Origin of the sequence: Bradyrhizobium sp. SZCCHNR1093 (assembly GCF_032381175.1) — a bacterium.
GTDB lineage: Bacteria > Pseudomonadota > Alphaproteobacteria > Rhizobiales > Xanthobacteraceae > Bradyrhizobium.
In genome coordinates this window covers 77,259-102,271 of the sequence record NZ_JAUHJJ010000013.1, presented here as the reverse complement: position 1 = coordinate 102,271, position 25,013 = coordinate 77,259, and the positions used below count along the sequence as shown (strand labels likewise).

Here is a 25,013-nt window from a genome sequence, read left to right as displayed (position 1 = left end):
AAGAATGCTCTTCACCGCCGACCACGACGAACCGCGCCGCATCCTGCAGAAGTTCATCGCTGCCGAGATCAATCCCCATGTCGACGAATGGGAGGAGGCCGGCATCTTTCCGGCGCATGAGCTGTTCAAGAAGCTCGGTGACCTCGGCTTTCTCGGCCTCAACAAGCCGGTCGAGTTCGGCGGCCAGGGGCTGGATTATTCCTACGCGCTGATGATGGCGGAAGAGCTCGGCGCCATCAATTGTGGCGCCATCCCGATGGCGATCGGCGTGCAGACCGACATGGCGACGCCAGCGCTGGCGCGGTTCGGCTCCGACGAGGTGCGCAAGGAGTTCCTGGCGCCCGCGATCTCAGGCGACTACGTCGCCTGCATCGGCGTCTCCGAGCCCGGCGCGGGCTCCGACGTCGCCTCGATCAAGACCCAGGCGCGCGGCGATGGCGACGACTACGTCATCAATGGCGGCAAGATGTGGATCACCAACGGCACCCAGGCCGACTTCATCTGCCTGCTCGCCAACACCAGCGACGGCCCGGTCCATCGCAACAAGTCGCTGATCTGCGTGCCGATGAAGAGCAAGGGCGTGCAGGTCGCGCGCAAGCTCGACAAGATGGGCATGCGCTCGTCGGATACGGCGCAGATCTTCTTCGACAACGTTCGCGTCCCCAAGCGCAACCGCATCGGCGAGGAGGGGCAGGGTTTTACCTATCAGATGATGCAGTTCCAGGAGGAGCGGCTGTGGGCCGGCGCCGCCTGCCTGAAGGCGCATGAAGCGATCATCAATGCGACCATCGAGTACACGCGCAACCGCAAGGCGTTCGGCCGCTCGATCCTCGACAACCAGGTCGTCCACTTCAAGCTCGCGGAAATGCAGACCGAGGTCGAGCTGCTGCGCGCGCTGACCTATCAGGCCGCAGAGGCGCTGATCGCCGGCGAGGACGTGACGCGGCTCGCGACCATGGTGAAGCTCAAGACCGGCCGGTTGGGGCGCGAACTCACCGACGCCTGCCTGCAATATTGGGGCGGCATGGGCTTCATGAACGAGACACCGGTCAGCCGCGCCTACCGCGATTCGCGCCTGAGCTCGATCGGCGGCGGCGCCGACGAGGTGATGCTGACCATCCTGTGCAAGATGATGGGGACCTTGCCAGGCAGCGGCAAAGCGGGGAACGCCTGATGATCACGCTGTATCATTGCGACGGCGCCCGCTCGTTTCGCCCGTTGTGGATGCTGGAAGAGCTTCGATTTAACTACGAGTTGAAGATGCTGCCGTTCCCGCCGCGGGTGCTGGCGAAGGAGTATCTGGCGATCAATCCGCTCGGCACGATCCCGTTTCTGATCGACGGCGAGACGAAGATGACGGAGTCCTCGGGCATCTGCCATTACCTCGGCGTCAAGCACGGACCCACGCCGCTGATGGTCGGGCCTGAGGAAAAGGACTACGGCGCGTTCCTGAACTGGATGTATTTCTCCGACGCCACGCTGACGTTCCCGCAGACGCTGGTATTGCGATACACTCAGCTCGAGCCGGAGGAGCGGCGCTCGCCGCAGGTCGCCACCGATTATGCCAAGTGGTTCCTGGGACGGCTGCGCGCCGTGGAGGCAGCGACGGCGAATGCCGAGTTCTTGTGCGCGGGTCGTTTCACCGCGGCCGACATCGTGATCGGCTATGCATTGCGTCTCGCAGACACGCTTGGGCTCGCCAAGGATTTTGGGCCGAATGTGGCTGCTTACTGGGCGCGCCTGCAGCAGCGTGAAGGCTACAGCCGCGCGCGTGCGGCCGAGCAGCGCGCCGGGATCGAGCAGGGCATCAAGCCGCGGGTCAGGCCGTAGCTTTGGGCACGTCATTCCGGGTTCGCGCTCGCGCGCGCCCCGGAACGACGATCATCTCGAATCGGTGAGTTAACCGCGACAAAAATCGGCAGTCGTCGCCGATGACAGCGACGCGAATTGCGCTATGGTTCTCCTCCAAAGAAGCGGCCGCCAGAGCCGCGCCTCAGGAGGAAGACCATGGATGTGACCCGCCGGGACTCCGGCCATCTCATGCTGATCACGCCCGAGCGCGTCTTCTACGCCGGGCTGCTCGGTCGTCCGCGCCAGCGCTGCTCGGGCGCGTGCCATATCTACGTCGCGCTCACCGGCAGCCTGCGGCTGCTGGCCGAAGGAGCCGAAGAGCGCAGCGGCGAGCTGCTGGTCGTGCCGCCGAACCGGCCGCACACCATCGAGAGCGATTATCGCACCGTCATCGTCGTCACCATCGAGCCGGAGAGCGTGCCGATCGGCACGCTGGACCGCTTCACCAGCCGCGTCGCCCGCGAGGCCGAGGCGTTCGCCTGCCGCATTCGCGCCGCCTATGAGGAGCTGGTGCAGCGGCCGCTGAGCGGCGACGTCACCAGCGCCGTGTTCGACCGGCTGTGCTTCGGCGAGGTGCTGCCGCAGCGGACGCTCGATCCGCGCGTGGTCAAGGCGATCGGTCTGATCGGCCGCTTCTCCGGCGAGCCGGCCACGGCCGAGAGCTGCGCCGCCGCCGTGGGGCTGTCGACGTCGCGCTTCCTGCATCTGTTCAAGGAGGAGACCGACATCTCCTTCCGTTCGTTCCGGGCCTGGAAGCGCGCGCGGCATCTGCTCAACTACGCCAACCAGGACCTCAACCTCGCGCATCTCGCGCAGGACATCGGCTATCCCGACTCGACGCATTTCAGCCATTCGATCCGCCGCTTCTACGGGCTGAAGCCGCGCGCGATCTTCTCCGGCTCGCGCGATCTCGCGATCTACCGCGCGGGCGAGGTCGCCTTGACCTGATCTTTCCTGGCTGCGTGCCGCGCGAGCGCGGCGCGCAGCGGAAACTTCGACAGTTCGAGCATGATCAGCGTGGTCAGCGCGGCTGCCGCGGTCAGCGCGAGATCGTCGGCGTGCAGCGGTCCGAACCGGAACAGCGCCGCGGCGGCGGGCAGCGTCAGGCTGGTGGCGAGCACGGCGACGACGAAGCCGATCACCAGCAGCAGCATGCGGTTCGGCCGCAGCAGCGCCTCGCGCAGCGAGCTCGAGAACGAGCGGTTGACGAAGATCAGGCTGACGATCACCGACACCAGGGTGAAGAACACCAGCGCGCGGAGCTCGTCGTCCGGCATGCCGTTGCGGTGTGCCAGCAGCAGGACGCCGCCCGTGGTGAGCATCGCCAGGATGCCCTGCAGCGCCCCCCACAGCACCAGCGGCCGCGGCAGCAATGGCTCCTGCGGATCGCGCGGCGGCCGCCGCATGATGTCGCTCTCCTCGGTCTCGGCCTCGAACACCAGCGAACAGACGGGATCGATGATCATCTCGAGAAAGGCGATGTGCACGGGCCCGAGCAGCAGCGGCAGACCGGTGACGAGCGGCAGCAGCGCCAGCCCGGCGATCGGAAAGTGCACGGCAAGGATGAAGCTCATCGCCTTGCGCAGATTGTCGTAGATGCGCCGGCCGAGCCGGATCGCCTTGACGATCGAGCCGAAATCATCGTCGAGCAGCACGATCGCCGAGGCCTCGCGCGCGACGTCGGTGCCGCGGCCGCCCATCGCGATGCCGATATGCGCCGCCTTGAGCGACGGCGCATCGTTGACGCCGTCGCCGGTCATCGCGACGATCTCGCCGTCGGCCTTGAGCGCGGTGACGATGCGCAGCTTCTGCTCCGGCATGATGCGCGCGAACGCCGTCGGCGCGCGCGCCGCAAGCGCCAGGGCGTCGTCGTCGAGATCGGCAAGCTCGGGGCCCGCGATGACGCGCTCGGGATCGATCCCGGCCTGCCGCGCAATGGCGGTGGCCGTCGCGGGATAGTCGCCGGTGATCATGATGACGCGGACGCCGGCGGAGCGGCACTCGGCGACGGCATCCTTCACCTCCGGACGCAGCGGGTCGGCGAAGCCGACGAGACCGCGGAATGAGAACGCGAAGTCCTGCTGTATGTCGGGGAGCGCCTCGCCGCTCCAGCTCGCGTGGGCGACGCCGAGCACGCGCAGGCCCTCGGCGGCGAGCGTCTCGACGCGCGCCTGCAGCGCCGCCAGCTCGCCGCCGTCGACGCCGCAGAGCGATGCGATCGCTTCCGGCGCGCCCTTGGCCGCCACGACGCCGGCGCCGTCGCGCGACCAGACGTTGGTCATCGCCAGCAGGTCGGGGCGCAAGCCGTAGCGTCGCTGCAACGTGGCGCCTGCGGTGGCGTCGGCGCCGAGCACGTGCAGCGCCTTCTCCATCGGATCATGCGACTGCGGGTCGCAGGCCAGCACGGCGGTGGCGACGAGATCGCGGAAGGGCGGCGCGACGGCATCCGGCGTCGCCGTCGCCGTCGCAGGCTGCAGCACGCTGCCGTCCGGCAGCACCAGCCGGGCCACCATCATGCGGTTCTGCGTCAGGGTGCCGGTCTTGTCGGTGCACAGCACGGTGGCGGCGCCGAGCGATTCGATCGCCGAAGCGCGCCGCGTCAGCACGCGCGCCTGCGAGATGCGCCAGGCGCCCATCGCCAGGAACACGGTCAGCACCACCGGGAATTCCTCGGGGAGCATCGACATGCCCAGCGCGATGCCGGCGAGGATTCCCTCCAGCCATCCGCCGCGGTACACCGCATAGAGCACGACCGTGATCGCAACCACGATGCCGCCGCCGATGGCGAACGCCAGCACCAGGCGCCGGGTCTGCTGCCGCAACCGCGGCGTCTCGGTCTCCAGGGCGGTCACCGACTGGCCGATCCTGCCGATCGCTGTGTGCGGCCCGGTCGCCGTCACCTCGGCAATGCCGCCGCCGCGGACGACGAGACTGCTGGAGAACACGAATGGCTGGTCGTCGCCGCCGGCCGCCGCAGCGGGCGTGTCGATCGGCTCGGCCGGGGCGGGGCGCTTGCGCACCGGCACGGATTCGCCTGTCAGCAGCGATTCATCCGTCAGCAGATCGTCGCACTCCCGCAGCACCGCATCGGCCGCGACGCGATCGCCCTCGGCGAGCACGATGAGGTCGCCGCGCACCACCTCGCGGCCGGCGATGCGGATGCGCTCGCTGTCGCGGATCACCAGGGCGCGCGGGCTGGAGAGATCGCGCAGCGATTCCAGCACGCGCTCGGTCCGTGCCTCCTGCACGATGGTGATGAAGACGGAGGCCGAGGCGAACACGCCGAGCAGCATCGCTTCCGCCGCGTCGCCCAGCGCGAGATAGATGCCCGCGCCGGCGAGCAGCAGAAGCAGCATCGGCTCCTTCAGCACGTCGGCGACGAGGCGCAGGATCGAGCGTTTGCCGGTCTGCGGCAGCTCGTTGAATCCCTCCGCCGTCAGACGCCGTGCCGCCTCGGCCGCGCTCAGGCCGTTCGGAAATGTCGGCGCCGGTTGTGTGTCGATCGGCATTGCACGCCCCGTGACGAGAAACATGGGAACCAGTTAGCGCCGATCCCGTCCGGGCGCTTGATGCAGAGCAATAGCGGGTTGCGCGGCCTCCAACCAGCGAGTCAACGCAAGCAGATCAGGCGGAGACGCCGTCATATACGGGCCGGATCAGCACAGCGCCGCTTGCGCGAAGCCATCGAACGAGTGCCATGAGCGACAAAGCCGTCATCACCTGCGCGCTGAACGGCGTGCTCACCGATCCCAGGCAGCATCATGTGCCGGTCACGCCCGAGGAGATGGCGCGCGAGGCGCGGCGCGCCTATGACGCTGGTGCTGCGATCATGCACATCCATCTGCGCCAGCAGGCGCCGGGCAAGGGGCATCTGCCGTCCTGGGACGTCGACGTCTCCCGCGAGATCCAGCAGGCGATCCGCGAGGCCTGTCCCGGCGTGATCATCAATCACACCTCGGGCGTGTCGGGACCGAACTATCAAGGTGCGCTCGACTGCATCCGGCAGACCCGGCCGGAGATCGCGGCCTGCAATGCCGGCTCGCTGAACTATCTCAAGGTCAAGGCCGACAACAACTGGGCCTGGCCGCCGATGATGTTCGACAACTCGGTCGAGAAGATCCAGGACTATCTCGCCGCGATGAAGGACGCGCACACGATCCCGGAATTCGAATGCTTCGACGTCGGCATCGTGCGCTGTGTCGCGATGTATCGCCAGACCGGCATGTATGGCGGTCCGCTGGAGTACAATTTCGTGATGGGCGTTGCCTCCGGCATGCCGGCTGATCCCGAGCTGCTGCCGATCCTGCTCAAGCTGAAGCTGCCGGAAGCGCACTGGCAGGTCACGGCAATCGGCCGCGCCGAGATCTGGCCGCTGCACCAGCGCTGCGCCGAACTCGGCGGCCATCTCCGCACCGGGCTGGAGGACACGTTCTACCTCGGCGACGGCACCAAGGTGACCTCGAACGGCCAACTGATCGAGGCGATCGCGGCGTGCGCGCGGCGCGCGGGCCGCGAGATCGCAAGTCCCGCCGAGGCCCGGCAGATGTTTGGCACGGTGAATTGACGCGGCATACGCCGTCATTGCGAGCGCAGCGACGCAATCCAGAGTTCTGCACGACGCCCTGGATCGCTTCGTCGCCTTCGGCTCGTCGCAATGACGTGGATGGGGAGGGAACAGACCAATGACCAATCTCGATGCCACCGGCGGCGTGTCCGGTCCCGGCCGCATCGGCCGGGTCGCGATCGGCGATCTCCTGAAGCGCGCGGCGCGGCGCTTTCCCGAGCGGGTGGCGATCACCGATGGCGCCCGTCAGGTGACGTTCACCGAGCTGGAGCGCGATGCCAACCGGTTTGCGAACTATCTCGTCGCCAAGGGGCTGAAGCCGGGCGAAAAGATCTCGACCGTCTGCAACAACTCGATCGAGTTCGTCAAAGCGCTGTTCGGCATCCATCGCGCGGGTCTCGTCTGGGTGCCGATCAATACGATGCTCGGGCCCGCCGACATGGATTACATCCTCGGCCATGCCGAGGTTCGCTTCGCGCTCATCGATGACAATCTGTTTGCTCAGGCGGACCGCCGCGCCGCGCTGGAAAAGCGGGGCGTCGAGCTGATCGCCGTCGATCTCACCGGGACGGCGAAGGCCGCGGGGCTCGCCGGCTTCAACGACCTCATCAAGGGGCATTCGGACGTCGAGCCCGAGATCGAGATCAACGATCGCGATCTCGCGATGATCATCTACACCTCGGGCACGACGTCGCGGCCGAAGGGCGCGATGCATTGTCACCTCGCCGTGGTGATGGCCGTGATGAGCAACTGCATCGAGATGCAGCTCTCGCGCGACGACGGCATCACCGGGCAATTTCCGCTGTTCCACTGCGCCGGCCATGTGCTGCTGCTCAGCTATCTCTCGGTCGGCGGCCGCATGGCGCTGATGCGCGGCTTCGACCCGGTCGCCTGCATGGAGGCGATCGTGCGCGACCGCCTCACCGTGTTCGTCGGCCTGCCGCTGATGTACCAGGCGATCCTGGATCATCCGCGCCGCAAGGAGTTCGACCTCTCCCACTTGCGGACTTGCCTCTACACGATGGCGCCGATGGGCCGGCCGCTGCTGGAGCGCGCCATCAGGGAGCTGTGCCCGAACTTCGTGCTGACCAGCGGCCAGACCGAGATGTATCCGGCGACGACGATGTCGCGTCCCGAGGTGCAGCTCAATCGGTTCGGCAATTACTGGGGCGAGTCGCTGTTCGTCAACGAGACCGCGATCATGGATGATGCCGGCAACCTGCTGCCGCCCGGCGAGATCGGCGAGCTCGTGCATCGCGGGCCCAACGTGATGCTGGGCTACTACAAGGATCCCAAATCGACCGAGGACGCCCGCAAGTTCGGCTGGCACCATACCGGCGATCTCGCGGTCATCGACAAGGGCGAGGTGCTGTTCCTCGATCGCAAGAAGGACATGATCAAATCCGGCGGCGAGAACGTCGCCTCGGTCAAGATCGAGGAGACCCTGCTGGCGCATCCGGCGGTGCAGAATGCCGCCGTCGTCGGCCTGCCGCATCCGCAATGGGGCGAGGCCGTCTCGGCCTTCGTCAAGCTCAAGCCCGGCGCACAGGCCAGTGAGACCGAGCTGCTCGAGCACTGCCGCAAGTCGCTTGGCGGCTTCCAGGTGCCGAAGCTGGTGCGGGTGCTCGAGGAGATGCCGATGACCGCCACCGGCAAGCTGCGCAAGGTCGAGCTGCGCCAGGCCTATGGCGATCATTTCGTGGCGAAGAGCGCGTGAGGGGTGATCCTCGAGATTCCGGGTTCGCTCCCGCGCAGCAAGATGGCCCGTCCATCTCGCTGCGCACTCGCGCCCCGGAATGACGAAAGCATGAACTGATGGCCACCATCGACAACACCATCTCTCCCTCCGGCGCCGCCTTCCAGGCCAATCGTGATGGCATGCTCGGCCTGATCGCGCGGATGCGCGATCTCGAGGCGCGCACGCGCAATGCCTCTGCGGCGGCAAAGGAGCGCTTCCATCAGCGCGGCCAGTTGTTGCCGCGCGAGCGCGTCGCCTTGGTGCTCGATCCCGGTGCGCCGTTCCTGGAGCTGTCGACGCTTGCCGGCTACATGTTCGATACGCCGGACCCGGCCAAGAGCGTGCCGGGCGGCGGCGTCGTCGCCGGCATCGGCTTCGTGTCCGGCGTGCGCTGCATGGTCTCGGCGAATGACGCGGGCATCGATGCCGGAGCGCTGCAGCCTTACGGCCTCGACAAGACCCTGCGCGTGCAGGAGCTGGCGCTGGAGAACAAGCTGCCCTACGTGCAACTGGTCGAGAGTGCCGGCGCCAATTTGCTGCGCTACCGCGTCGAGGACTTCGTGCGGGGCGGCAACATCTTTCGCAACCTGGCGCGGCTGTCGGCGGCGGGCCTTCCGGTCGTCACCGTGACGCATGGGTCGTCGACCGCGGGCGGCGCCTATCAGACCGGATTGTCCGACTACATCGTGATGGTGCGCGGCCGCACCCGCGCCTTCCTCGCCGGGCCGCCGCTCTTGAAGGCCGCGACCGGCGAGATCGCCACCGAGGAAGAGCTCGGCGGCGCCGAGATGCACACCGCGATCTCGGGTCTCGGCGACTATCTCGCCGAGGACGACCGCGATGCCCTGCGTATCGCGCGCGAGATCATGGGCAAGCTGAACTGGGATCGGCCATCGCACGAGTCGTCACCGGTGAAGCCGCCGCGCTACGACCAGGAGGAGCTGCTCGGCATCATGCCGCTCGACCACAAGCGCCCCGTCGACATGCGGCAGGTCATCGCGCGGATCGTCGACGACAGCGACTTCGTCGAAATGGCACCAAACTACGGGCCTGCGACGGTGTGCGGCCATGCCCGCATCGAGGGCCAGGCGATCGGCATCGTCACCAACAACGGCCCGCTCGATCCGGCCGGCGCCAACAAGGCGACGCACTTCATCCAGTCCTGCTGCCAGACCCGAACGCCGATTCTCTATCTCAACAACACCACCGGCTACATGGTCGGCCGCGCCTATGAGGAGGCCGGCATGATCAAGCACGGCTCCAAGATGATCCAGGCGGTGACCTCGGCCAGCGTGCCGCAGATCACGATCTATTGCGGGGCCTCGTTCGGGGCGGGCAATTACGGCATGTGCGGCCGTGGATTCCACCCGCGCTTCTGCTTCTCCTGGCCCAACGCCAAGACCGCCGTGATGGGTGGCGAGCAGGCGGCGGAGACGATGGCGATCGTGACTGAAGCGGCGGCGGCGCGCCGCGGCAAGCCGGTGGAGCGCGAGAAGCTCGATGCCATGAAGGCGCAGATCATCGGCGTGTTCGACAGCCAGATGGACGTGTTTGCGACTTCGGCGCGCGTGCTCGACGACGGCGTGATCGATCCGCGCGACACCCGCGCGGTGCTGTCGGAGGTGCTGGCGATCTGCCGCGAGGCGGAGGCGCGGCAGCCGCAGCGCATGCAGTTCTCGGTGTCCAGGCCATGAGCGGAGAGATGCCGGGAATGCAACGCAGGCCGTTCCACAAGGTGCTGATCGCCAACCGCGGTGAGATCGGCTTGCGGATCATGCGCACCGCGCGCCGGCTGGGCCACGGCGTGGTCGCGGTCTATTCGGACGCCGATTCCGATGCGCCGCATGTGCGGCTCGCCGATCTGGCCGTCCGCATCGGCGCGCCGCCGCCCGCACAGTCCTATCTCAACATCGCAGCGATCATCGCCGCCGCAAAGGCGACTGGCGCGGATGCCGTGCATCCCGGTTATGGCTTTCTCGCCGAGAACGAGGATTTTGCGCAAGCGTGCAAGGAGGCCGGTCTGGTGTTCATCGGGCCATCGCCCGAGGCGATCAAGGCGATGGGCAACAAGGCCGGCGCCAAGGTGATCATGAGTTGCGCCGGCGTGCCCTGCGTTCCCGGCTATCAGGGCGAGGACCAGGGCGACGACGCGATGCTGCGCGAGGCGCGCCGCATCGGTTTCCCGGTAATGATCAAGGCCGTCGCCGGTGGTGGCGGCCGCGGCATGCGGCTTGTGACGGATGCGGACGCCTTTCCCGACCTGCTGCGCAGCGCCCGCTCGGAAGCGGCGACGGCGTTCGGCGACGGCACCGTCATCCTCGAGAAGGCGATCGCCAATCCGCGCCACATCGAGATCCAGGTATTCGGCGATAGCCACGGCAATGCCGTCCATCTCGGCGAGCGCGACTGCTCGGTGCAGCGGCGGCATCAGAAGCTGATCGAGGAGGCGCCGTCGCCGGCGGTCGGGCCGGAGCTGCGCGCGCGCATGGGCGCCGTGGCGGTGCAGGCGGTGAAGGCGCTCGGCTATGAGGGCGCCGGCACGCTGGAGTTCCTGCTCGATGCCGACGGCCAGTTCTACTTCATGGAGATGAACACGCGGCTGCAGGTCGAGCATCCCGTGACGGAGGCGCTGACCGGTCTCGATCTCGTCGAATGGCAATTGCGCGTCGCCGCCGGCGAGCCTCTGCCGTTGCGCCAGGACCAGATCAGCTTCTCGGGTCATGCGATCGAGGTGCGGCTGTGCTCCGAGGATGCCGCGCACGACTTCATGCCGCAATCGGGGCGGATGGCGCTGTGGCAGATGCCGGGGATGATCCGGGTCGAGCATGCGCTGGAGTCCGGCGCGGAGATCCCGCCCCACTACGATTCGATGATCGCCAAGCTGATCAGCCATGCTGCGACTCGTGAGGAGGCGCGCGCAAGGCTGATCGCCGGATTGGAGCAGGCCGTTGCTTTGGGCGTCCCGACCAACCGGGCCTTCCTGATTTCATGCCTGCGGCATCCGGCCTTCGCCGCGGGCAAGGCAACCACCGCATTCATCGCGGCGCATCGTGACGAGTTGCGTGCGCCGGCCGTCGAAGCGGCAGACCTCGCGCTGGTCGCGCTGCTGCTCCCCGTCAGCCATCCGCTCGCACATCCCGTCCGCCGCGGTCGCTCGCTCGCGGCCGCCTTCGCGACGCCGCTCCGGTTCGAGATCGCCGGCGAGGTGGCCGAGTGCGAGCTACTGCGCGAGCGTGACGGAAGCTATCGCGTGAGGCGTGGCGATGCAGAGCATCGCTTCGAGATCGTGTCGCTCACGGATGATGCGATCCGCGTTCATCACGCCGAGATCGTCGAGAGCGCGCGCTTCGTCCGTGACGACGATCGGCTGTTCGTCCAGCATCGCGGTCAGACGCTGGCAGTGCGCGATCTGACGTTGGCGAGGCCGCAATCCTCGGCCGCCACCGGAGGTGATGGCAAGGTCCGTGCGGCCCTGAACGGTCGCGTGGTCGCGGTGCTGGTGAAGCCGGGCGACAGCGTGGCTGTGGGACAGCCGGTGGTGACGCTCGAGGCGATGAAGATGGAGCACGTTCATACTGCTGGCATCGCAGGAACGGTGACCGCGATCGAGGTCGCCGAGGGCGACCAGGTGACGACGGGTCGGATCGTGGTGGAGATTGCGGGCTGATCGTCGCGCAAGTGGGCGTGAGTTAGCTCGAGGCATGCTGCACCTCCCTCCCGCTTGCGGGGCGGGGGGGCCGCGCGCGCTGAACGCTGTTGTATGCGACTTCGATATTCTCACGGAGTCGTCGCTTCGCGACATGCAGCGTCCCGCCGCTGCATTCTGCAACACTCAAAGTAGGCGGTTCGCCGGTTGCGCAGGTCATCGTCGACATCGTCCACGGTGGGAGCGCAGATCACGTGGAGCGCGACACGTGGACCCCCACCCGCGACCCCTCCTCGCAAGGGGGAGGGGAGTGCATTGCTGTCGAGGCGAGGGGGCAATTCTGCCATCAAAGACGTGAAATCAACTGCGCTGTTTCAAGGGCGCGGTGCCGACCCCTAATCCTTCAAACGGCAACAATGCCGATCGTGGCTCTGTTGCGCGGCCGACGCGCGCCTCACGGATGCAATTGCCGCCTCAGCGCCGCGACCAGCCGTGACGTCTGGAACGGCTTCGACAGCAGCGGTGCCGTGGCGAATTCTTCCGGGCATTGATCGACGGAATAGCCGGTGACGGCGACGAAGGGCACGCCGGCCGCGGCCAAAGCGCGCGCGATCGGCGCCGATGTTTCCCGCCCGAGATTGACGTCGAGCACGGCAAGATCGCAATGATTCCGCTCGAGCAGATGGAGGGCTTTGTGCACGGTCGGCGCCACGCCGACCACCGTGAATCCTGCGGCTTCGAGCTCGACCGCGAGGTCGAAGCCGATCAGGGGATCGTCCTCGACGATCAGGAGGTGAGTCTTCTCACTGGCGCGCATGATGATGGTCGCGGCTGAGGCGTTGCAGGGGGCACCTCAGGTGCCAGCGCAGTCCGGCCGGCAGGAACTGGACCTCGACCGATCCATCCAGGCCAGCGCGCACCAGGTCGGAAATCACCCGGCTGCCGAAGCCGGTGTGCTCGGGCGGCGCCACCTCAGGTCCGCCGCTTTCGACCCAGGTCATGTCGAAGCTGTCGTCGATGCGTGTCCAGCGGACCGCGATCCGTCCGTCGTGGTTCGACAGCGCACCATATTTGGCGGCGTTGGTGGCGAGCTCGTGGACCGCCATGCCGATCGACTGCGCTGCCTCTGGCGTCAGCTCGATCGGCGGTCCGTCGATCGCGATGCGGTCGCCGATCAAGTCGCTGAACGCCCCGAGCTGCGAGCGGACCAGGCCGCCGAGTGGAATGAAACGCCAATCGTTCTGAATCAGGAGATCCTGATTGCTCGCGATCGCCTGCAGGCGCTCCAGAAAGCGGTTGAGGTCGAGCTGGCGGCCGTGACGGGTCATCTGCCGGGCGATCGCCTGCACCAGCGACAGCAGGTTCTTGCTGCGGTGGTTCACCTCGGCCAGCAAGGTGCGCAACTGCTCCCTTGTCTGGCGCTTGTCGGTGATGTCACGCACGATCTTGGAGGCGCCGATGATCCGGCCGCTCGAATCCCGGACCGGCGAGACCGTGACCGACACGTCGATGAGCGCACCATCCTTGCGCAGGCGGATGGTCTCGAAATTGTCGATGATCGCGCCGGATAGGACGGTGGCGAGGATCCGGTCCTCCTCGGCCTGGCGCTCCTGCGGGATGATCGTGCGGATCGAGCGGTTGATCATCTCGCCTTCCGAGAAGCCGAAGATCCGTTCGGCGCTCTTGTTCCAGCTGGTGATCGTGCCGTCCAGCGTCTTGCTGACGACGCCGTCCGAGGACGAGGCGACGATGGCCGCGAGCATCGCCGCCGCACGCTCGGCCTTCTTCGACAGCGTGACGTCGCGGATGATTCCGGAGATGCCGACGATCACGCCGGTGCTGCTGCGGATCGGTGACAACGTGATGGAGACCTCGATCGGGCGTCCCTGCTTGGTCAGCCGGACGGTCTCGAAGCTCTCGACCGCTTCGCCCGCGTTGACCCTGGCGCGCAAGGCGTTCGCCTCTTCCGCCAGCTCGGGGGGAACGATCTCGGAGACGGATCTGCCGATCATTTCAGCCGCGGTGAACCCCAGCATCCGCTCGCTGGCCGCGTTCCAACTGCGGATGACGCCGTCGGCGGTGGTGCTGACAATGGCGTCGGCCGAGGACTCTACGATCGCCGCCAGATAGGCCGTGTCGTCGTCGGTCGCGCGTGGGGCGGGGGAGGCGCCGGGCATTCCGTGCACGTCGCAGGCTCCTTGCTAACAGGTCGGTAGAGAAGACGCCGTGCACCAGATTACCAACTTGTTTGTGTGCAAATGCAAGGGCTATCTCGATCGCTGCTTGTTGTTGGTCTTCCCGGCAACGAGGACAGGGCGATTTGCCGTCAGCAGACCCGTTTGGGGCCATGCGACGTGCTCCAGCTCACGACGGCGAACACACAGAACGCAGGCTTGAGCGTTTCGTTCCGGAGGATCTTGCTAAATTGCCGGCGAGGTGCCGTATCATCGGGCGCCAGGGCCCACTCTTGCGTCCGGACGCCGCCGATCACGGGGCGGCGGCGCAATCCAAAGGCGAATTTGGCCGCAACTACTTCCTAAGGCTGAGGATATAGCCCGCCAGATCGGTCGCATCGTTCGCACTGAGCGGATTGTTGGCCATCGTCGCGTGGGGAAGCAGGAGGAACTTGACCAGCATGTCCTTCGTCACTCCGTCCCTGGCCGCGATGGCGACGAACGGCCGGGCGCGGCGGAACTTGGTCGGCTCGGTGGCCACCGCATGGCAGGCGGCGCACCAGCGCTCGGCGAGCTGGCGGCCGTGGTCGAGATCCTCGGCGGCCGCCGAGGCGGAGAGCAGGACCAGCAGCAGCAGTGATGGTACGGAGGCACGTCGCACGCCCGGCTCTCCTCACAGCGGTTGGTCGTCGTCGGTCGACGGCTGGTCCTGCAGCGAGACGATGTCACCGCCGCCGAACTCGTCCTCCGGCGGCGGATAGACCCACATGTGGTCGCGCACGTTCCTGACGCCCTGGACGCTCTTGGCCGCCACGATCGCCGTGGCCCGCTCCTTCTCGTTGCGAACCGCGCCCGTGAGATGCGCGATGCCGTTGCGGACGACGACGTTGAAGCGGCAATGCTTGCAGGCGGCCTGGTCGAGCGAATCGAGAATGGCGCTGCGGATCCCGTCATCGTCGGAGGTAGGGCCCGGAACGGCAGTGGCGAGGTCGGCCACGGTTTGCAGGAAATCCGTGTGTGTCACCACGCCGGCCAGCCGGTCGCCACTCATCACAGGGAGACGCTTGATGTTGCGCTTCTCCATGATCTCGGCGATCTCCGCCAGGCTGGCATCGGCGCTGACCGTGACCGGAGGCTGGCTCATGATGTCGCCGACCGTACGGCCGTGGGAATGGACGAAGTCGGCGCCGATGCGGCCGCGGCCGACCAGGAGGTCGAGCCAGCGGCCTTGCCTGCGTTCGGTGCCGAGCTCGGCGCGGCGCAGGAAATCACCGTCCGTGACCATGCCGACGAGCGTGCCGGACGCGTCGACCACCGGCAGCCCGCCGATGTGGTTGCGCAGCATGATCCGCGCCGCCTCGGCCACCGGGGTTCCGGGCGTCACCGCGATCACGGATCTGGTCATGATTTGATGAGCGCGCATGTCGTCGTCTCGTGCTGCGATCGCAATCGGCGGAGAATAGCTGCGCGGCATCGCGCGCGCTTGACCAGGATCAATCCGAGGTCGTGCCGCCCTACACGATCCTAGAAGTCTTGTTGCCCCAATAGCGGTCGCGCAGCAGGCGCTTGTAGAGCTTGCCTGTCGGCAGCCGCGGCAGCTCCTTCTCGAAATCGATCGAGCGCGGCACCTTCTGTCGCGACAGCGATTGCCGGCAGAACGCGATCAGCTCCTCTTCCAGCTCAGGCCCCGGCATGATGCCCGACATCGGCTGGACCACCGCCTTCACCTCCTCGCCGAGATCGGGATTGGGCACGCCGAACACGGCGGCATCGGCGACCTTCGGATGCGTGATCAGCAGGTTCTCGCATTCCTGCGGATAGATGTTCACGCCGCCGGAGATGATCATGAAGGTGGCGCGATCGGTGAGATAGAGATAGCCGTCGGCATCGACATAGCCGACGTCGCCGACCGTGCTCATCGTGCCGTCGGCCGAGCGTGCCTCCTTGGTGCGCTCGGGGTCGTTGAAATACTCGAACGGCGATCCGGTCTTGAACCACACCGTGCCGGCCGTTCCGGTCGGGCACGGCTGCATGGTCTCATCGAGGATGTGCAGGTCGCCGAATAGCACCTTGCCGACGGTGCCGCGATGCGCGAGCCATTCCGCGCTGTCGCAGGCGGTGAAGCCGAGGCCTTCGGTGGCGCCGTAATATTCGTGGATGATCGGCCCCCACCATTTGATCATGTCCTCCTTGACCTGTGCCGGGCACGGCGCGGCGGCATGGATCGCGACTTCGAGCGAGGAGAGGTCATAGCGCGTGCGGATCTGTTCCGGCAGTTTCAGCATGCGCGAGAACATCGTCGGTACCAATTGCGTATGCGTGATGCCCCATTGCTCGATCAGTTGCAGGTAGCGTTCGGGATCGAACGTCTCCATGATGATGGCGGTGCCGCCGACGCGGATGGTGAGGTTGACCGCGGCCTGCGGCGCGGAGTGATAGAGCGGCGCCGGCGACAGATAGATCATGCCCTCGCGGTAGCGCCACAGCTTCTCCAGGAAATCGAAGATCGGCAGCTGCTGCACTGGCGGCTGCTCGGGCAGCGGCCGCAGGATGCCCTTCGGCCGGCCCGTGGTGCCGGAGGAATACAGCATCGCGGTGCCGACGCATTCGTCGGCAATCGGCGTCGCCGGCAGGCCGGCGGTGGCCTCCGCGAGGCCGACGATCCGCTCGCTCTCGCCGGGGCCGTCGGCGACGATGCAGAGCTCGATGTCGGGCGCCTCCTTCAGCGCCTCGCGCGCGACCTCGAGCTTGGCGAGGGAGGTGATCAGAAGCCGCGACCGGCTGTTGTTGAGGATGTAGGCCAGCTCGCCGGGCGTGAGGTAGGAGTTCACGCAGGTGAAATACAGCCCGGAGCGCTCGCCTGCGCCGCACGCTTCCAGATAGCGGCTGTTGTTCTCCATGAAGATCGAATAGTGGTCGAGCCGCTTCAGGCCGCGCTGGCGGAACAGATGCGCCAGCCGGTTGCTGCGCGCCTCCAGCTCGCGGTAGGTCACGGCCTCGCCGGTCGAGGCCATGATGAAGGCGGGCTGCAATGGGCGCAGCCGGGCGTGCTTGCCGGTGTACATGTGTCCTCCCTTCCGACGCCGGCCGGAGGTACGGTGGTGGAGGGCCATAGGGCAAACGTCACGCCGACGATGTTCTCGTCGCGCCCTCGGGCCGTTTCCTTCCGCGCGTACCATCCTTACGGGACGGCATGTCGTTGTTTGCGGCCAATCTAGCGGACAGGTTCCGGGCTCTCAACAGGCCTCTCAGCCCTTTGGCTGAGGAGGGAAGGGATGGGCGCGGCCGGGGTTCTGGCATAACATGGTCAGGCATTCCAACGAATGACATGTCAAAGCCAAGAAACTCCGGGAGAGATCATATGAAATCGGGCTTGCTGGCTGTTGCTGCCGTCGGTGCGCTGCTCGTGGCGGCGCCGGCGTCGGCACAGGTCAAGATCGGCATCCTCAACGACCAGTCCGGCGTCTACGCGGACTACGGCGGCAAGTACTCCGTCGAGGCCGCCAGGATGGCGATCGAGGATTTCGGCGGCGAGGTGCTGGGGCAGAAGGTCGAGCTGGTCACCGCCGACCACCAGAACAAGCCGGACCTCGCTTCGTCGATCGCGCGGCGCTGGTACGATACCGAGGGGGTCGACATGATCACGGAGCTGACGACCTCGTCGGTCGCGCTCGCCATCCAGGATCTGTCGAAGGAAAAGAAGAAGATCGACATTGTCGTCGGCGCCGCGACCTCGCGCATATCAGGCGATGCCTGCACGCCCTACGGCTTCCACTGGGCCTATGATACCCGCGCGCTCGCGGTCGGCACCGGCGGGGCGCTGGTCGAGTCCGGCGGCGATACCTGGTTCTTCATGACCGCGGACTACGCCTTCGGCTATGCGCTGGAGAAGGACACCAGCGACATCGTGACGTCGAAGGGCGGCAAGGTGCTGGGCTCGGTGCGCATCCCGCTCAACTCGTCGGACTTCTCGTCCTTCCTGCTGCAGGCGCAGAGCTCGAAGGCGAAGATCATCGGGCTCGCCAATGCCGGCCTCGACACCACCAACTCGATCAAGCAGGCGGCCGAGTTCGGCATCGTCAAGGGCGGCCAGAAGCTCGCCGGCCTGCTGATGACCTTGTCGGAGGTGCATGGCCTCGGGCTGGAGGCGGCGCAGGGCCTGATCCTCACCGAAGGCTTCTACTGGGATCGCGACGACAAGTCCCGCGCCTTCAGCGAGCGCTTCATGAAGCGGACCGGCCGGATGCCGAGCATGATCCACGCCGGCACCTATTCCGCGACAATGTCCTATCTGAAGGCGGTGAAGGCCGCCGGAACCAAGGACTCCGATGCGGTCGCGGCCAAGCTGAAGGAGCTGCCGGTCGACGACGCCTTCGCGCAAGGCAAGGTGCTCGCCAACGGCCGCATGGTCCACGACATGTACCTGTTCGAGGTCAAGAAGCCGTCGGAGTCGAAGAAGCCGTGGGACTACTACAAGCAGCTCGCCACGGTGCCCGGCGACAAGGCGTTCTTCACCGCCAAGGAGAGCGGCTGTCCGCTGACGAAGTGATCGCGCGCCAGAACATTGGTGTCGCCCCGGCGAAAGCCGGGGCCCATACCGCGTGATCTCTGAACAGGGTAGGCTGCACGTCGACCCGCCGCGCAACAAACATCCGTCGGTGGCTATGGGTCCCTGCGTTCGCAGGGACGACAGCGGGGGACTGGGCGGTCAGCCGTGCAGCATGCGCCAGAGGACGGCGATGAGCGAACCGACCAGCAGGATCGAGCCTGCCAGGGCCTGCACGCCAAAACCGGGGCCGCGCTTCTCGGCGGCCCTTGCGTAGGACACCATGTACATCCCGCGCCCGGCGATCCAGACCAGGCCGATCAGTGCGGCGATGACATCGCTGACATAGATGGCGAACAGCCACAGTGCCGGCAGGAAGATCGGCAGCCATTCCAGCGTATTCATCTGCACGCGGAAGGTGCGCTCGAAATCGGCATTGCCGGTGGTCGCGGGCGCCTTCACGCCGAACGTGGCGCGCGCCTGCGCGACGCGGACGGCCATGTAGAAATACAGCATGAGCGCGAGCACGGTGACGAGTGCGGTGAAGTGATACATGCGCGGTTCCCCCTGATGACGGCTTCTTAATATCCGGTCAGTTCGAGATAGCCCACCCCGGTGTGGCTGCCCTTGAAGCTGATCGGCCCTTCCCAATAGGGCACGCGCGTGCCCATCCAGGCGTTTGGATTGCGCGCTGCGGTGTCGATGGCGATGCCGAGCGCTGATATCTCGACACGCCAGCCGACCGGAAGCCTGCGCTCGCCGATCGCAACCGTCTCTGTCGGCGTCATGACGATGCCCCCGGGGCCGAGCGCATGCGAGGCGCCGTCAGCCGTGATCCAGGTTCCCGACGTGTAGTCGCCATTGCCCTGCCGCATCCGGTACAGCATCAGCTTCTCGCCGCCGGCAAAATGCAGCGCGAACCAGTCCCAGCCGCTCTGGTCGGAGGCCAGCGGCTGGCTGCTCCATTCGCGATCGAGCCAGGCCAGCCCTGAGACCTCGACTGGTTGATCGTCGAAGCTGATGCGGCCTCGGGCGCGGTAGAACGGCTGGCTGTAGTAGTACGACGCCTGGCCGCGCTCGGATTTGCGGCTGTAGCCGCCGATGCCCTGCAGCACCACCGGCCGGTCCGCCTCCAGATGCAGCGCATACGAGAAGTCCGGTCCGACGGCGCTCATGTCCAGAGGCGCCAGCGCTCGATCGTCGGTCGCGGCGGTGCCGCGCAATTGCCAGTCGTCGATCCACGCCTGGAACGGCTTGGCCTCGACGCCGGCCTGGCCGACGCCGCCGCGCGCGAATTTTTCGGACGAGCGGTGACTGTCGGCACGCGTCACCGCGGCATGCGCCATCCAGAGCTGCTGATTGTCGAAGCCTTCGCCCTGCGGCCCCGGCCGGGCCGCCGAGCGGAACAGGGTCCATTGCAGGCCATAGGCCTTGCCGCTGGAATCGGCGAGGTTGGCGGTGACGTACCACCATTCGATGCGGAAATCGTCGTGCGGCCCGTGATCCGCAGGGAAGCTGAACTCTCGTCCGGGCGTCACCGGCACAAAGCCGTCGGCGCTATCGCTCAGTCCCGCAAAGCCCTGCGCGCGCGCGAGGCGGGGCAGCGCCAGCAGGCCGAGCCCGCCGATCAGCATGCGTCGCGAAATGGTCGCTCTAGCGCTCAATGGTGAAGGTCCTGACGAGATCGGCCGGCTGCATCCGCGCCAGCCGCAGCACCGGCAGCAGCGAGGCGATCAGCGCCGCGATGAGCGTGACGAGCAAGAGCCGGATGAGCTGCAGCGGAAACACGTCGAACGGCAGCCGCCAGCCGAATGCCTTGACGTTGACTATCGCGATCAGGCACCACGCCACCACAAGCCCGAGCGGCAGCGCCAGCAGCGCGGTGAGGCCGGCAAGCGACAGCGTCTTCAACAGCTCGACCTCGGCGAGCCGCCGCCGCGTCAGCCCGATTGCCCATAAGGGTGCGAGCTGCGGCAGCCGCGAGTTCGCCAAGGTCAGCAGGCTGGTCAGCAGCGCGATCGCGGCGACGCCGAGCGTGAAGGTGTTGAGCGCGCCGGTGACCGCAAAGGTGCGGTTGAAGATCTGTTTCGATTCCTGCTTCACGGTGGCCTGGTCGACGACGTTGCGACCATCGAGGCCGAACTTGTTGGTGAGCCCCGTGATCAGCCCCGGCACGTCGGCGGCCGCCGCGCGCACGGCCATGCGCGTCATGGGCGTCGCCGGGAAGCGGCGTGTCAGCGCGGCGACGTTGACCGTGATCTGGCCCTTGGGATTGCCGTAGTCGGCATAGATGCCGGCGACGGTGATGCGCCAATCGCCGCCGGGCGCGGGAAGGTCCAGGCTGTCGCCAACGGATAGATTGAGCCGCCGCGCCAGCTGCTCACTGACGAAGCCGGCGTCGCCACGCACCAACTGCTTCCACGCGTTGTCGACGGCCTGCAGCAGTGGCCAGTGGTCGCGATAGGTGTCGTGATCGGGCAGGCCGAGAATGTCGACCGGCGCGCCTGAAAGCTGCGTTTCGGCGCGTCCGCCCGGCAGCACGGCCTGGACATCGGGCCGCGCGCGCAGCCAGGTCTGGATGTCGCGCGCCTGCGCTTCATCCGCGGCGCTGATGTAGACATCGGCGGCGAGCCGGCCGTCGAGCCAGACCAGGAAGGTGCGGCTGAAGGTTTCCACCATCGTCGCCACGCCGACATTGACGGCGAGCGCCATCAGCAGCGCCATCAGCGCGAGCGACAGGCCCGAGATCTGCTGGCGGCTGTCGGCCCAGAACCATTGTGCCAGCGCCCCCCGCGCGCCGCGCTCGCCGAGCCGCAGCACCAGCTCGAGGATCGCCGGCAGCACTAGCGCGGCGCCGAGCATCATGGCTGCGAGCACGCCGAAGCCGGCGAGCAGCGACTGCCCGAGCCACAGCAGCAGGCCGGCGGTAACGAAGAAGGCGAGCGCGACCGCGCTCTGCAATCGCAGCCAGCGCCGCTGCGCCTCCTGCCACGCATAGGGTTGTGCGGTGGAGAGGATCGGCAGCCGCATCGATTTGATCAGGCTCGTCGTCGCGGCTGCGAGCGCGCCGGCGATGCTGATGACGAGGCCCGCAAACCACCATTCGGGTTGCAGGCTCAGCTCGCCCGGCACCTGCGCGCCATACAGCCCGCGCAGCGACGCTGCCACGTTCGGCAACAGCGCCGCAGCTATGAAATAGCCACACACCAGCCCGATCAGGCCGGCCGCCAATGCGAATGCGATGAGCTCGCCGATCAGCACGCCATTGAGCTGGCGCGCCGACACGCCGCAGGCGCGCAGGGTGCGCAGCACCGGCAGGCGCTGCTCGAAGGCAAGCCCGATGGCGGAGTTGACGATGAACAGGCCGACGACGAAGGACAGCAGGCCGAACGCGGTGAGGTTGAGGTGGAAGCTGTCGGTCAGCCGCTCCAGGTCGGTCTCGGCCTCCGGCTGCACGAGCTGCAGCCGGCCGTCCGCCAACGACTGCAACGGCTGTCGCTGGCCTTGCGTCTTGCCGACCAGCAGCCGCGAAATCTGGCCGGGCTTGCCGAGCAGCCGCTGCGCGTCGCTGATATCGACCACGAGCACGCCGGGTGCGAGCTGCTGCTGCGCCATCAAAGGCGGCAGCATGGCGTCGTTGCTGAGTCGCGGCATCGCGCCATCTTTGAGTCCGAGATCGGCCAGTGTCTCCGGCGAGATCAGCGTGCGATGCGGCGGTGTCAGAAACGCCTCGAGCTCGCTGCGGCCGACCATCGGCGCTTCGCCGACCTCCCTGGGAATGCTGAACGGCTCGATGCCGAGCAGTCTGATCGAGCGGCCGTCGATCTGCACGCGGCCTTCGAGCACCGGCGACACCGGCCAGGCGGCGCGGCGCAATTCCGCGAACACGCTCTGCGGCAGCATCTTGCCGTCGGTCGCGACCAGCATCGGCGTGCGCGCGCCGCCGAAGATCGCGGCGGCGCGGTCATAGGAGCTGCGCGCCTGCTGGTTCAGCGCCTGCACGCCGCTCCACAGCGCTGTCGCCGAGATCAGCCCGATCAGCAGGGTCGCGAGCTGCATCGGATGCCGCCGCCAGTGGCTGAGCAGCACCGCCAGAATCCAGAGCGCGCGTCTCATGCGACGCGTCCGGCATGCAGATGCACATGGCGGTCGAGCATCGCGGCGAGCCTGGTGCTGTGCGTCACCATCAGGAAGCCGCAGCCGGTGCGCGCGACGAGGTCGCGCGTCAGCGCCATCACCTCGTCGGCGGTGTCCTCGTCGAGATTGCCGGTCGGCTCGTCCGCGAGCAGCAGGACCGGCTTGACGGCTAGCGCGCGGCCGATCGCGACGCGCTGCTGCTGTCCGCCCGACAATTGCTCCGGATAGCGCTTGAGCAGCGACTTCAGCCCGAGCCGCTCGACAAGCTCGGTGTGCCACGCCGGATCATGCCGACCGGCCAGCCGCGCCTGGAAACTGAGATTGTCCTGAACCGACAGGCTCGGCACCAGATTGAACTGCTGGAACACGAGGCCGAGCCGCTCGCGCCGGACCGCCGCGCGTCCAGCATCGTCGAGCGTGCCGACCGAAGCGCCGTCGAGCAGGATGTCGCCGCCGTCGGCGGCATCGAGCCCGGCGATGAGATGCAGCAGCGTGCTCTTGCCGGAGCCGGATTCACCGGTCAGCGCGACGCGCTCGCCGGAGGAGACGTCGAGGTCGACGCCACGCAGGACGTGGATCGGCTCGCCGCCGGATCGATAGGACTTGGTGAGATGACGGACGCTGAGCACGAGCATGATCGGGGTTGTTGCGTCACAACATAACAAGGGCCAACGCGAACATCACGCGCTCGTTCTTCATGACGCCCCCGATGTGATGCCGGCCGCGTGCATCAGGTTGCGAGGGTATCGCGATGCAGCCCAAGGGGGGCGGATTCCCGCGTTGCAGCAATAACTTAGCTCGCCAGCCGGTTGCCTGCAAAGCCGCTTCGTGGGTAGCATCGTCAAAACGCCCGGACGACAGGGGCGGATCATGACAGAATGGGGAAGGACCATGGCCGCGCCAACGACGCTGAAGGGCACATCCCGCGCAAGCGCGACGCCGAAAGGCGCCTGGAAGATCACCTTCCTGCTGTTCCTGTTCATGCTGGTGAACTTCGCCGACAAGATCGTGGTCGGGCTCGCCGGCGTGCCGATCATGACCGAGCTTAATCTGAACGCCGAGCAGTTCGGCCTGCTGGGCTCGTCCTTCTTCTTCCTGTTCTCGATCTCGGCCATCGTCGTCGGCTTCGTCGTCAACCGGGTTCCGACGCGCTGGGTGCTGCTGGTGCTGGCGCTGATCTGGGCGCTGGCGCAATTCCCGATGGTCGGCACCGTCGGCTTCACCACGCTGCTGATCTGCCGCATCATTCTCGGCGCCGGCGAAGGTCCCGCGGCGTCGGTCGCCGTGCACGCCGTCTACAAATGGTTCCCCGACGAGAAACGTGCGATGCCCACGGCGATCCTGTCGCAAGGCTCGGCCTTCGGCGTCATTCTCGCGGTGCCGGCGCTGAACTGGATCATCGTGAATCACGGCTGGCACTATGCCTTCGGCGCACTCGGCGTGGTCGGGCTGATGTGGAGCGTGGCGTGGCTGTGGCTGGGCAAGGAAGGACCGCTGGCGGAGGTCGAGCTCGCCGGATTGCGCGAGCGGCGCGTTCCCTATCTGCAACTGCTGACGTCGCGGACCTTCGTCGGCTGCGTCGCCGCGACCTTCGGCGCCTATTGGGCGCTGTCGCTCGGGCTGACCTGGTTCACGCCGTTCCTGGTGAAAGGCCTCGGCTTCTCGCAGCAGCAGGCCGGCTTCATCTCGATCCTGCCCTGGATCTTCGGCGCGTGCGTGGTGCTGACCACCGGCTTTGTGTCGCAGACGCTGATGGCGCGTGGCGTCTCCACGCGCATGGCCCGTGGCGTGCTCGGCGCGACGCCGCTCGTGATCGGCGGCGGGCTGATGGCGATGATGCCGCATGTCGACGCCGCTTCGGCAAAGATCGCACTGCTCGTGGTCGGATCGGGATTGTGCGGCTCGATCTACGTCGTCTGCCCGCCGATGATCGGCGAATTCACCCCGGTCACGCAGCGCGGCGCCGCCATGGCGATCTACGGCGCGCTCTATACGCTCGCCGGCATCGTTGCGCCCCTCGTGATGGGCAAGATGATCCAGGCCTCCGGCAGCCTGCTCGAAGGCTACATGTCCGGCTTCACCATCAACGCGGTGATCATGGTGATCTCCGGCCTCCTCGGCCTGGCCCTGCTCTGGCCGAACAGCGAACGCGCCCGCCTGCAGGCGCATCAGGCTGTCGCGCCGGAATTTGCGTGAGCGCTGGTTTAGAACTCGGCCTTGGGCAACGCAGGTTGCCATGATCACGACCGTCGTCCCCCGGCTTGACCCGGGGGACCCAGTATTCCAGAGGCGGTTGTGCATGGGCCGACAAGCCGCCGTATAGCGGATACCCGCGCCTGCGCGGGGCATGACGACGA

19 protein-coding genes are annotated in these 25,013 nt (G+C 66.9%); 9 read left to right on the top strand and 10 right to left on the bottom strand.

The window, feature by feature from the left end; translation table 11 throughout:
* The first annotated feature begins 4 nt into the window (after window positions 1-4).
* From QX070_RS29115 to QX070_RS29105, 3 genes are all read left to right on the top strand, one after another.
* Window positions 5-1,174, top strand: a complete 1,170-nt coding sequence (locus tag QX070_RS29115) for an acyl-CoA dehydrogenase family protein (protein ID WP_315740590.1) — start codon at window positions 5-7, stop codon at window positions 1,172-1,174.
* On the top strand, window positions 1,174-1,830 hold the full coding sequence (locus QX070_RS29110) for a glutathione S-transferase family protein (RefSeq protein WP_315740589.1): 657 nt from the start codon (window positions 1,174-1,176) through the stop codon (window positions 1,828-1,830). Before QX070_RS29115 ends, QX070_RS29110 begins: the two co-directional genes overlap by 1 nt.
* A 177-nt stretch (window positions 1,831-2,007) precedes the next feature.
* Complete coding sequence (locus QX070_RS29105; protein WP_315740588.1) at window positions 2,008-2,799, top strand: helix-turn-helix domain-containing protein; 792 nt, start codon at window positions 2,008-2,010, stop codon at window positions 2,797-2,799.
* Here the strand turns inward: QX070_RS29105 and QX070_RS29100 are convergent.
* Complete coding sequence (locus QX070_RS29100; protein WP_315740587.1) at window positions 2,769-5,360, bottom strand: cation-translocating P-type ATPase; 2,592 nt, start codon at window positions 5,358-5,360, stop codon at window positions 2,769-2,771. The two genes, QX070_RS29105 and QX070_RS29100, sit on opposite strands and share 31 nt — an antisense overlap.
* 188 nt (window positions 5,361-5,548) lie before the next feature.
* Between QX070_RS29100 and QX070_RS29095 the strand changes: the two genes are divergently transcribed.
* The 4 genes from QX070_RS29095 to QX070_RS29080 all read left to right on the top strand — a co-directional run bounded on the left by QX070_RS29095 (window position 5,549) and on the right by QX070_RS29080 (window position 11,820).
* Complete coding sequence (locus QX070_RS29095) at window positions 5,549-6,415, top strand: 3-keto-5-aminohexanoate cleavage protein (RefSeq protein WP_315740586.1); 867 nt, start codon at window positions 5,549-5,551, stop codon at window positions 6,413-6,415.
* A 118-nt stretch (window positions 6,416-6,533) separates the two neighbouring features.
* Complete coding sequence (locus QX070_RS29090) at window positions 6,534-8,132, top strand: AMP-binding protein (RefSeq protein ID WP_315740585.1); 1,599 nt, start codon at window positions 6,534-6,536, stop codon at window positions 8,130-8,132.
* Between the two features lie 98 nt (window positions 8,133-8,230).
* Entirely contained in the window at window positions 8,231-9,847 is a 1,617-nt protein-coding gene (locus tag QX070_RS29085; protein WP_315740584.1) for an acyl-CoA carboxylase subunit beta, read from the top strand.
* A 17-nt stretch (window positions 9,848-9,864) separates the two neighbouring features.
* Window positions 9,865-11,820, top strand: a complete 1,956-nt coding sequence (locus QX070_RS29080) for an acetyl-CoA carboxylase biotin carboxylase subunit (RefSeq protein ID WP_315740583.1) — start codon at window positions 9,865-9,867, stop codon at window positions 11,818-11,820.
* A gap of 433 nt (window positions 11,821-12,253) precedes the next feature.
* On the opposite strand, the gene QX070_RS29075 is transcribed toward QX070_RS29080, so the two are convergent.
* The 5 genes from QX070_RS29075 to QX070_RS29055 form a co-directional block, all read right to left on the bottom strand.
* Window positions 12,254-12,616: a response regulator gene (locus QX070_RS29075; protein WP_315740582.1), complete on the bottom strand. Its 363-nt coding sequence runs from the start codon at window positions 12,614-12,616 to the stop codon at window positions 12,254-12,256.
* Window positions 12,603-13,985 (bottom strand): PAS domain S-box protein, encoded by a 1,383-nt coding sequence (locus tag QX070_RS29070; protein ID WP_315740581.1) that lies wholly within the window; start codon window positions 13,983-13,985, stop codon window positions 12,603-12,605. Before QX070_RS29070 ends, QX070_RS29075 begins: the two co-directional genes overlap by 14 nt.
* Window positions 13,986-14,328: 343 nt before the next feature.
* On the bottom strand, window positions 14,329-14,634 hold the full coding sequence (locus QX070_RS29065) for a cytochrome c (RefSeq protein ID WP_315740580.1): 306 nt from the start codon (window positions 14,632-14,634) through the stop codon (window positions 14,329-14,331).
* Between the two features lie 12 nt (window positions 14,635-14,646).
* Window positions 14,647-15,396, bottom strand: a complete 750-nt coding sequence (locus QX070_RS29060) for a CBS domain-containing protein (RefSeq protein WP_315740579.1) — start codon at window positions 15,394-15,396, stop codon at window positions 14,647-14,649.
* Window positions 15,397-15,487: 91 nt separating this feature from the next.
* Entirely contained in the window at window positions 15,488-17,038 is a 1,551-nt protein-coding gene (locus QX070_RS29055; protein ID WP_315740578.1) for an AMP-binding protein, read from the bottom strand.
* Window positions 17,039-17,334: 296 nt separating this feature from the next.
* Between QX070_RS29055 and QX070_RS29050 the strand changes: the two genes are divergently transcribed.
* Entirely contained in the window at window positions 17,335-18,522 is a 1,188-nt protein-coding gene (locus tag QX070_RS29050) for an ABC transporter substrate-binding protein (RefSeq protein ID WP_315740577.1), read from the top strand.
* 159 nt (window positions 18,523-18,681) lie between these two features.
* Here the strand turns inward: QX070_RS29050 and QX070_RS29045 are convergent, their stop codons facing one another.
* The 4 genes from QX070_RS29045 to QX070_RS29030 are packed head-to-tail and all read right to left on the bottom strand — an operon-like array spanning window position 18,682 to window position 23,291.
* Entirely contained in the window at window positions 18,682-19,074 is a 393-nt protein-coding gene (locus QX070_RS29045) for an MAPEG family protein (RefSeq protein ID WP_315740576.1), read from the bottom strand.
* A 26-nt stretch (window positions 19,075-19,100) separates the two neighbouring features.
* On the bottom strand, window positions 19,101-20,183 hold the full coding sequence (locus tag QX070_RS29040; RefSeq protein ID WP_315740575.1) for a lipocalin-like domain-containing protein: 1,083 nt from the start codon (window positions 20,181-20,183) through the stop codon (window positions 19,101-19,103).
* Complete coding sequence (locus QX070_RS29035) at window positions 20,173-22,635, bottom strand: FtsX-like permease family protein (protein ID WP_315740574.1); 2,463 nt, start codon at window positions 22,633-22,635, stop codon at window positions 20,173-20,175. Before QX070_RS29035 ends, QX070_RS29040 begins: the two co-directional genes overlap by 11 nt.
* On the bottom strand, window positions 22,632-23,291 hold the full coding sequence (locus QX070_RS29030; RefSeq protein ID WP_315740573.1) for an ABC transporter ATP-binding protein: 660 nt from the start codon (window positions 23,289-23,291) through the stop codon (window positions 22,632-22,634). Before QX070_RS29030 ends, QX070_RS29035 begins: the two co-directional genes overlap by 4 nt.
* A gap of 256 nt (window positions 23,292-23,547) precedes the next feature.
* Here QX070_RS29030 and QX070_RS29025 point away from each other — a divergent pair, with 256 nt between their 5' ends.
* A complete protein-coding gene (locus tag QX070_RS29025) occupies window positions 23,548-24,852 on the top strand; it encodes an MFS transporter (RefSeq protein ID WP_315740572.1) in 1,305 nt (434 codons plus the stop codon).
* Window positions 24,853-25,013: the final 161 nt, after the last annotated feature.

What these genes read in the sequence shown, in the direction of transcription:
- QX070_RS29115 (WP_315740590.1), top strand. Translation starts at nt 5, where the DNA reads ATGCTCTTCACCGCCGACCACGACGAACCGCGCCGCATCCTGCAGAAG.
- QX070_RS29110 (WP_315740589.1), top strand. Translation starts at nt 1,174, where the DNA reads ATGATCACGCTGTATCATTGCGACGGCGCCCGCTCGTTTCGCCCGTTG.
- QX070_RS29105 (WP_315740588.1), top strand. Translation starts at nt 2,008, where the DNA reads ATGGATGTGACCCGCCGGGACTCCGGCCATCTCATGCTGATCACGCCC.
- QX070_RS29100 (WP_315740587.1), bottom strand. Translation starts at nt 5,360, where the DNA reads ATGCCGATCGACACACAACCGGCGCCGACATTTCCGAACGGCCTGAGC.
- QX070_RS29095 (WP_315740586.1), top strand. Translation starts at nt 5,549, where the DNA reads ATGAGCGACAAAGCCGTCATCACCTGCGCGCTGAACGGCGTGCTCACC.
- QX070_RS29090 (WP_315740585.1), top strand. Translation starts at nt 6,534, where the DNA reads ATGACCAATCTCGATGCCACCGGCGGCGTGTCCGGTCCCGGCCGCATC.
- QX070_RS29085 (WP_315740584.1), top strand. Translation starts at nt 8,231, where the DNA reads ATGGCCACCATCGACAACACCATCTCTCCCTCCGGCGCCGCCTTCCAG.
- QX070_RS29080 (WP_315740583.1), top strand. Translation starts at nt 9,865, where the DNA reads ATGCAACGCAGGCCGTTCCACAAGGTGCTGATCGCCAACCGCGGTGAG.
- QX070_RS29075 (WP_315740582.1), bottom strand. Translation starts at nt 12,616, where the DNA reads ATGCGCGCCAGTGAGAAGACTCACCTCCTGATCGTCGAGGACGATCCC.
- QX070_RS29060 (WP_315740579.1), bottom strand. Translation starts at nt 15,396, where the DNA reads ATGCGCGCTCATCAAATCATGACCAGATCCGTGATCGCGGTGACGCCC.
- QX070_RS29055 (WP_315740578.1), bottom strand. Translation starts at nt 17,038, where the DNA reads ATGTACACCGGCAAGCACGCCCGGCTGCGCCCATTGCAGCCCGCCTTC.
- QX070_RS29050 (WP_315740577.1), top strand. Translation starts at nt 17,335, where the DNA reads ATGAAATCGGGCTTGCTGGCTGTTGCTGCCGTCGGTGCGCTGCTCGTG.
- QX070_RS29045 (WP_315740576.1), bottom strand. Translation starts at nt 19,074, where the DNA reads ATGTATCACTTCACCGCACTCGTCACCGTGCTCGCGCTCATGCTGTAT.
- QX070_RS29035 (WP_315740574.1), bottom strand. Translation starts at nt 22,635, where the DNA reads ATGAGACGCGCGCTCTGGATTCTGGCGGTGCTGCTCAGCCACTGGCGG.
- QX070_RS29030 (WP_315740573.1), bottom strand. Translation starts at nt 23,291, where the DNA reads ATGCTCGTGCTCAGCGTCCGTCATCTCACCAAGTCCTATCGATCCGGC.
- QX070_RS29025 (WP_315740572.1), top strand. Translation starts at nt 23,548, where the DNA reads ATGGCCGCGCCAACGACGCTGAAGGGCACATCCCGCGCAAGCGCGACG.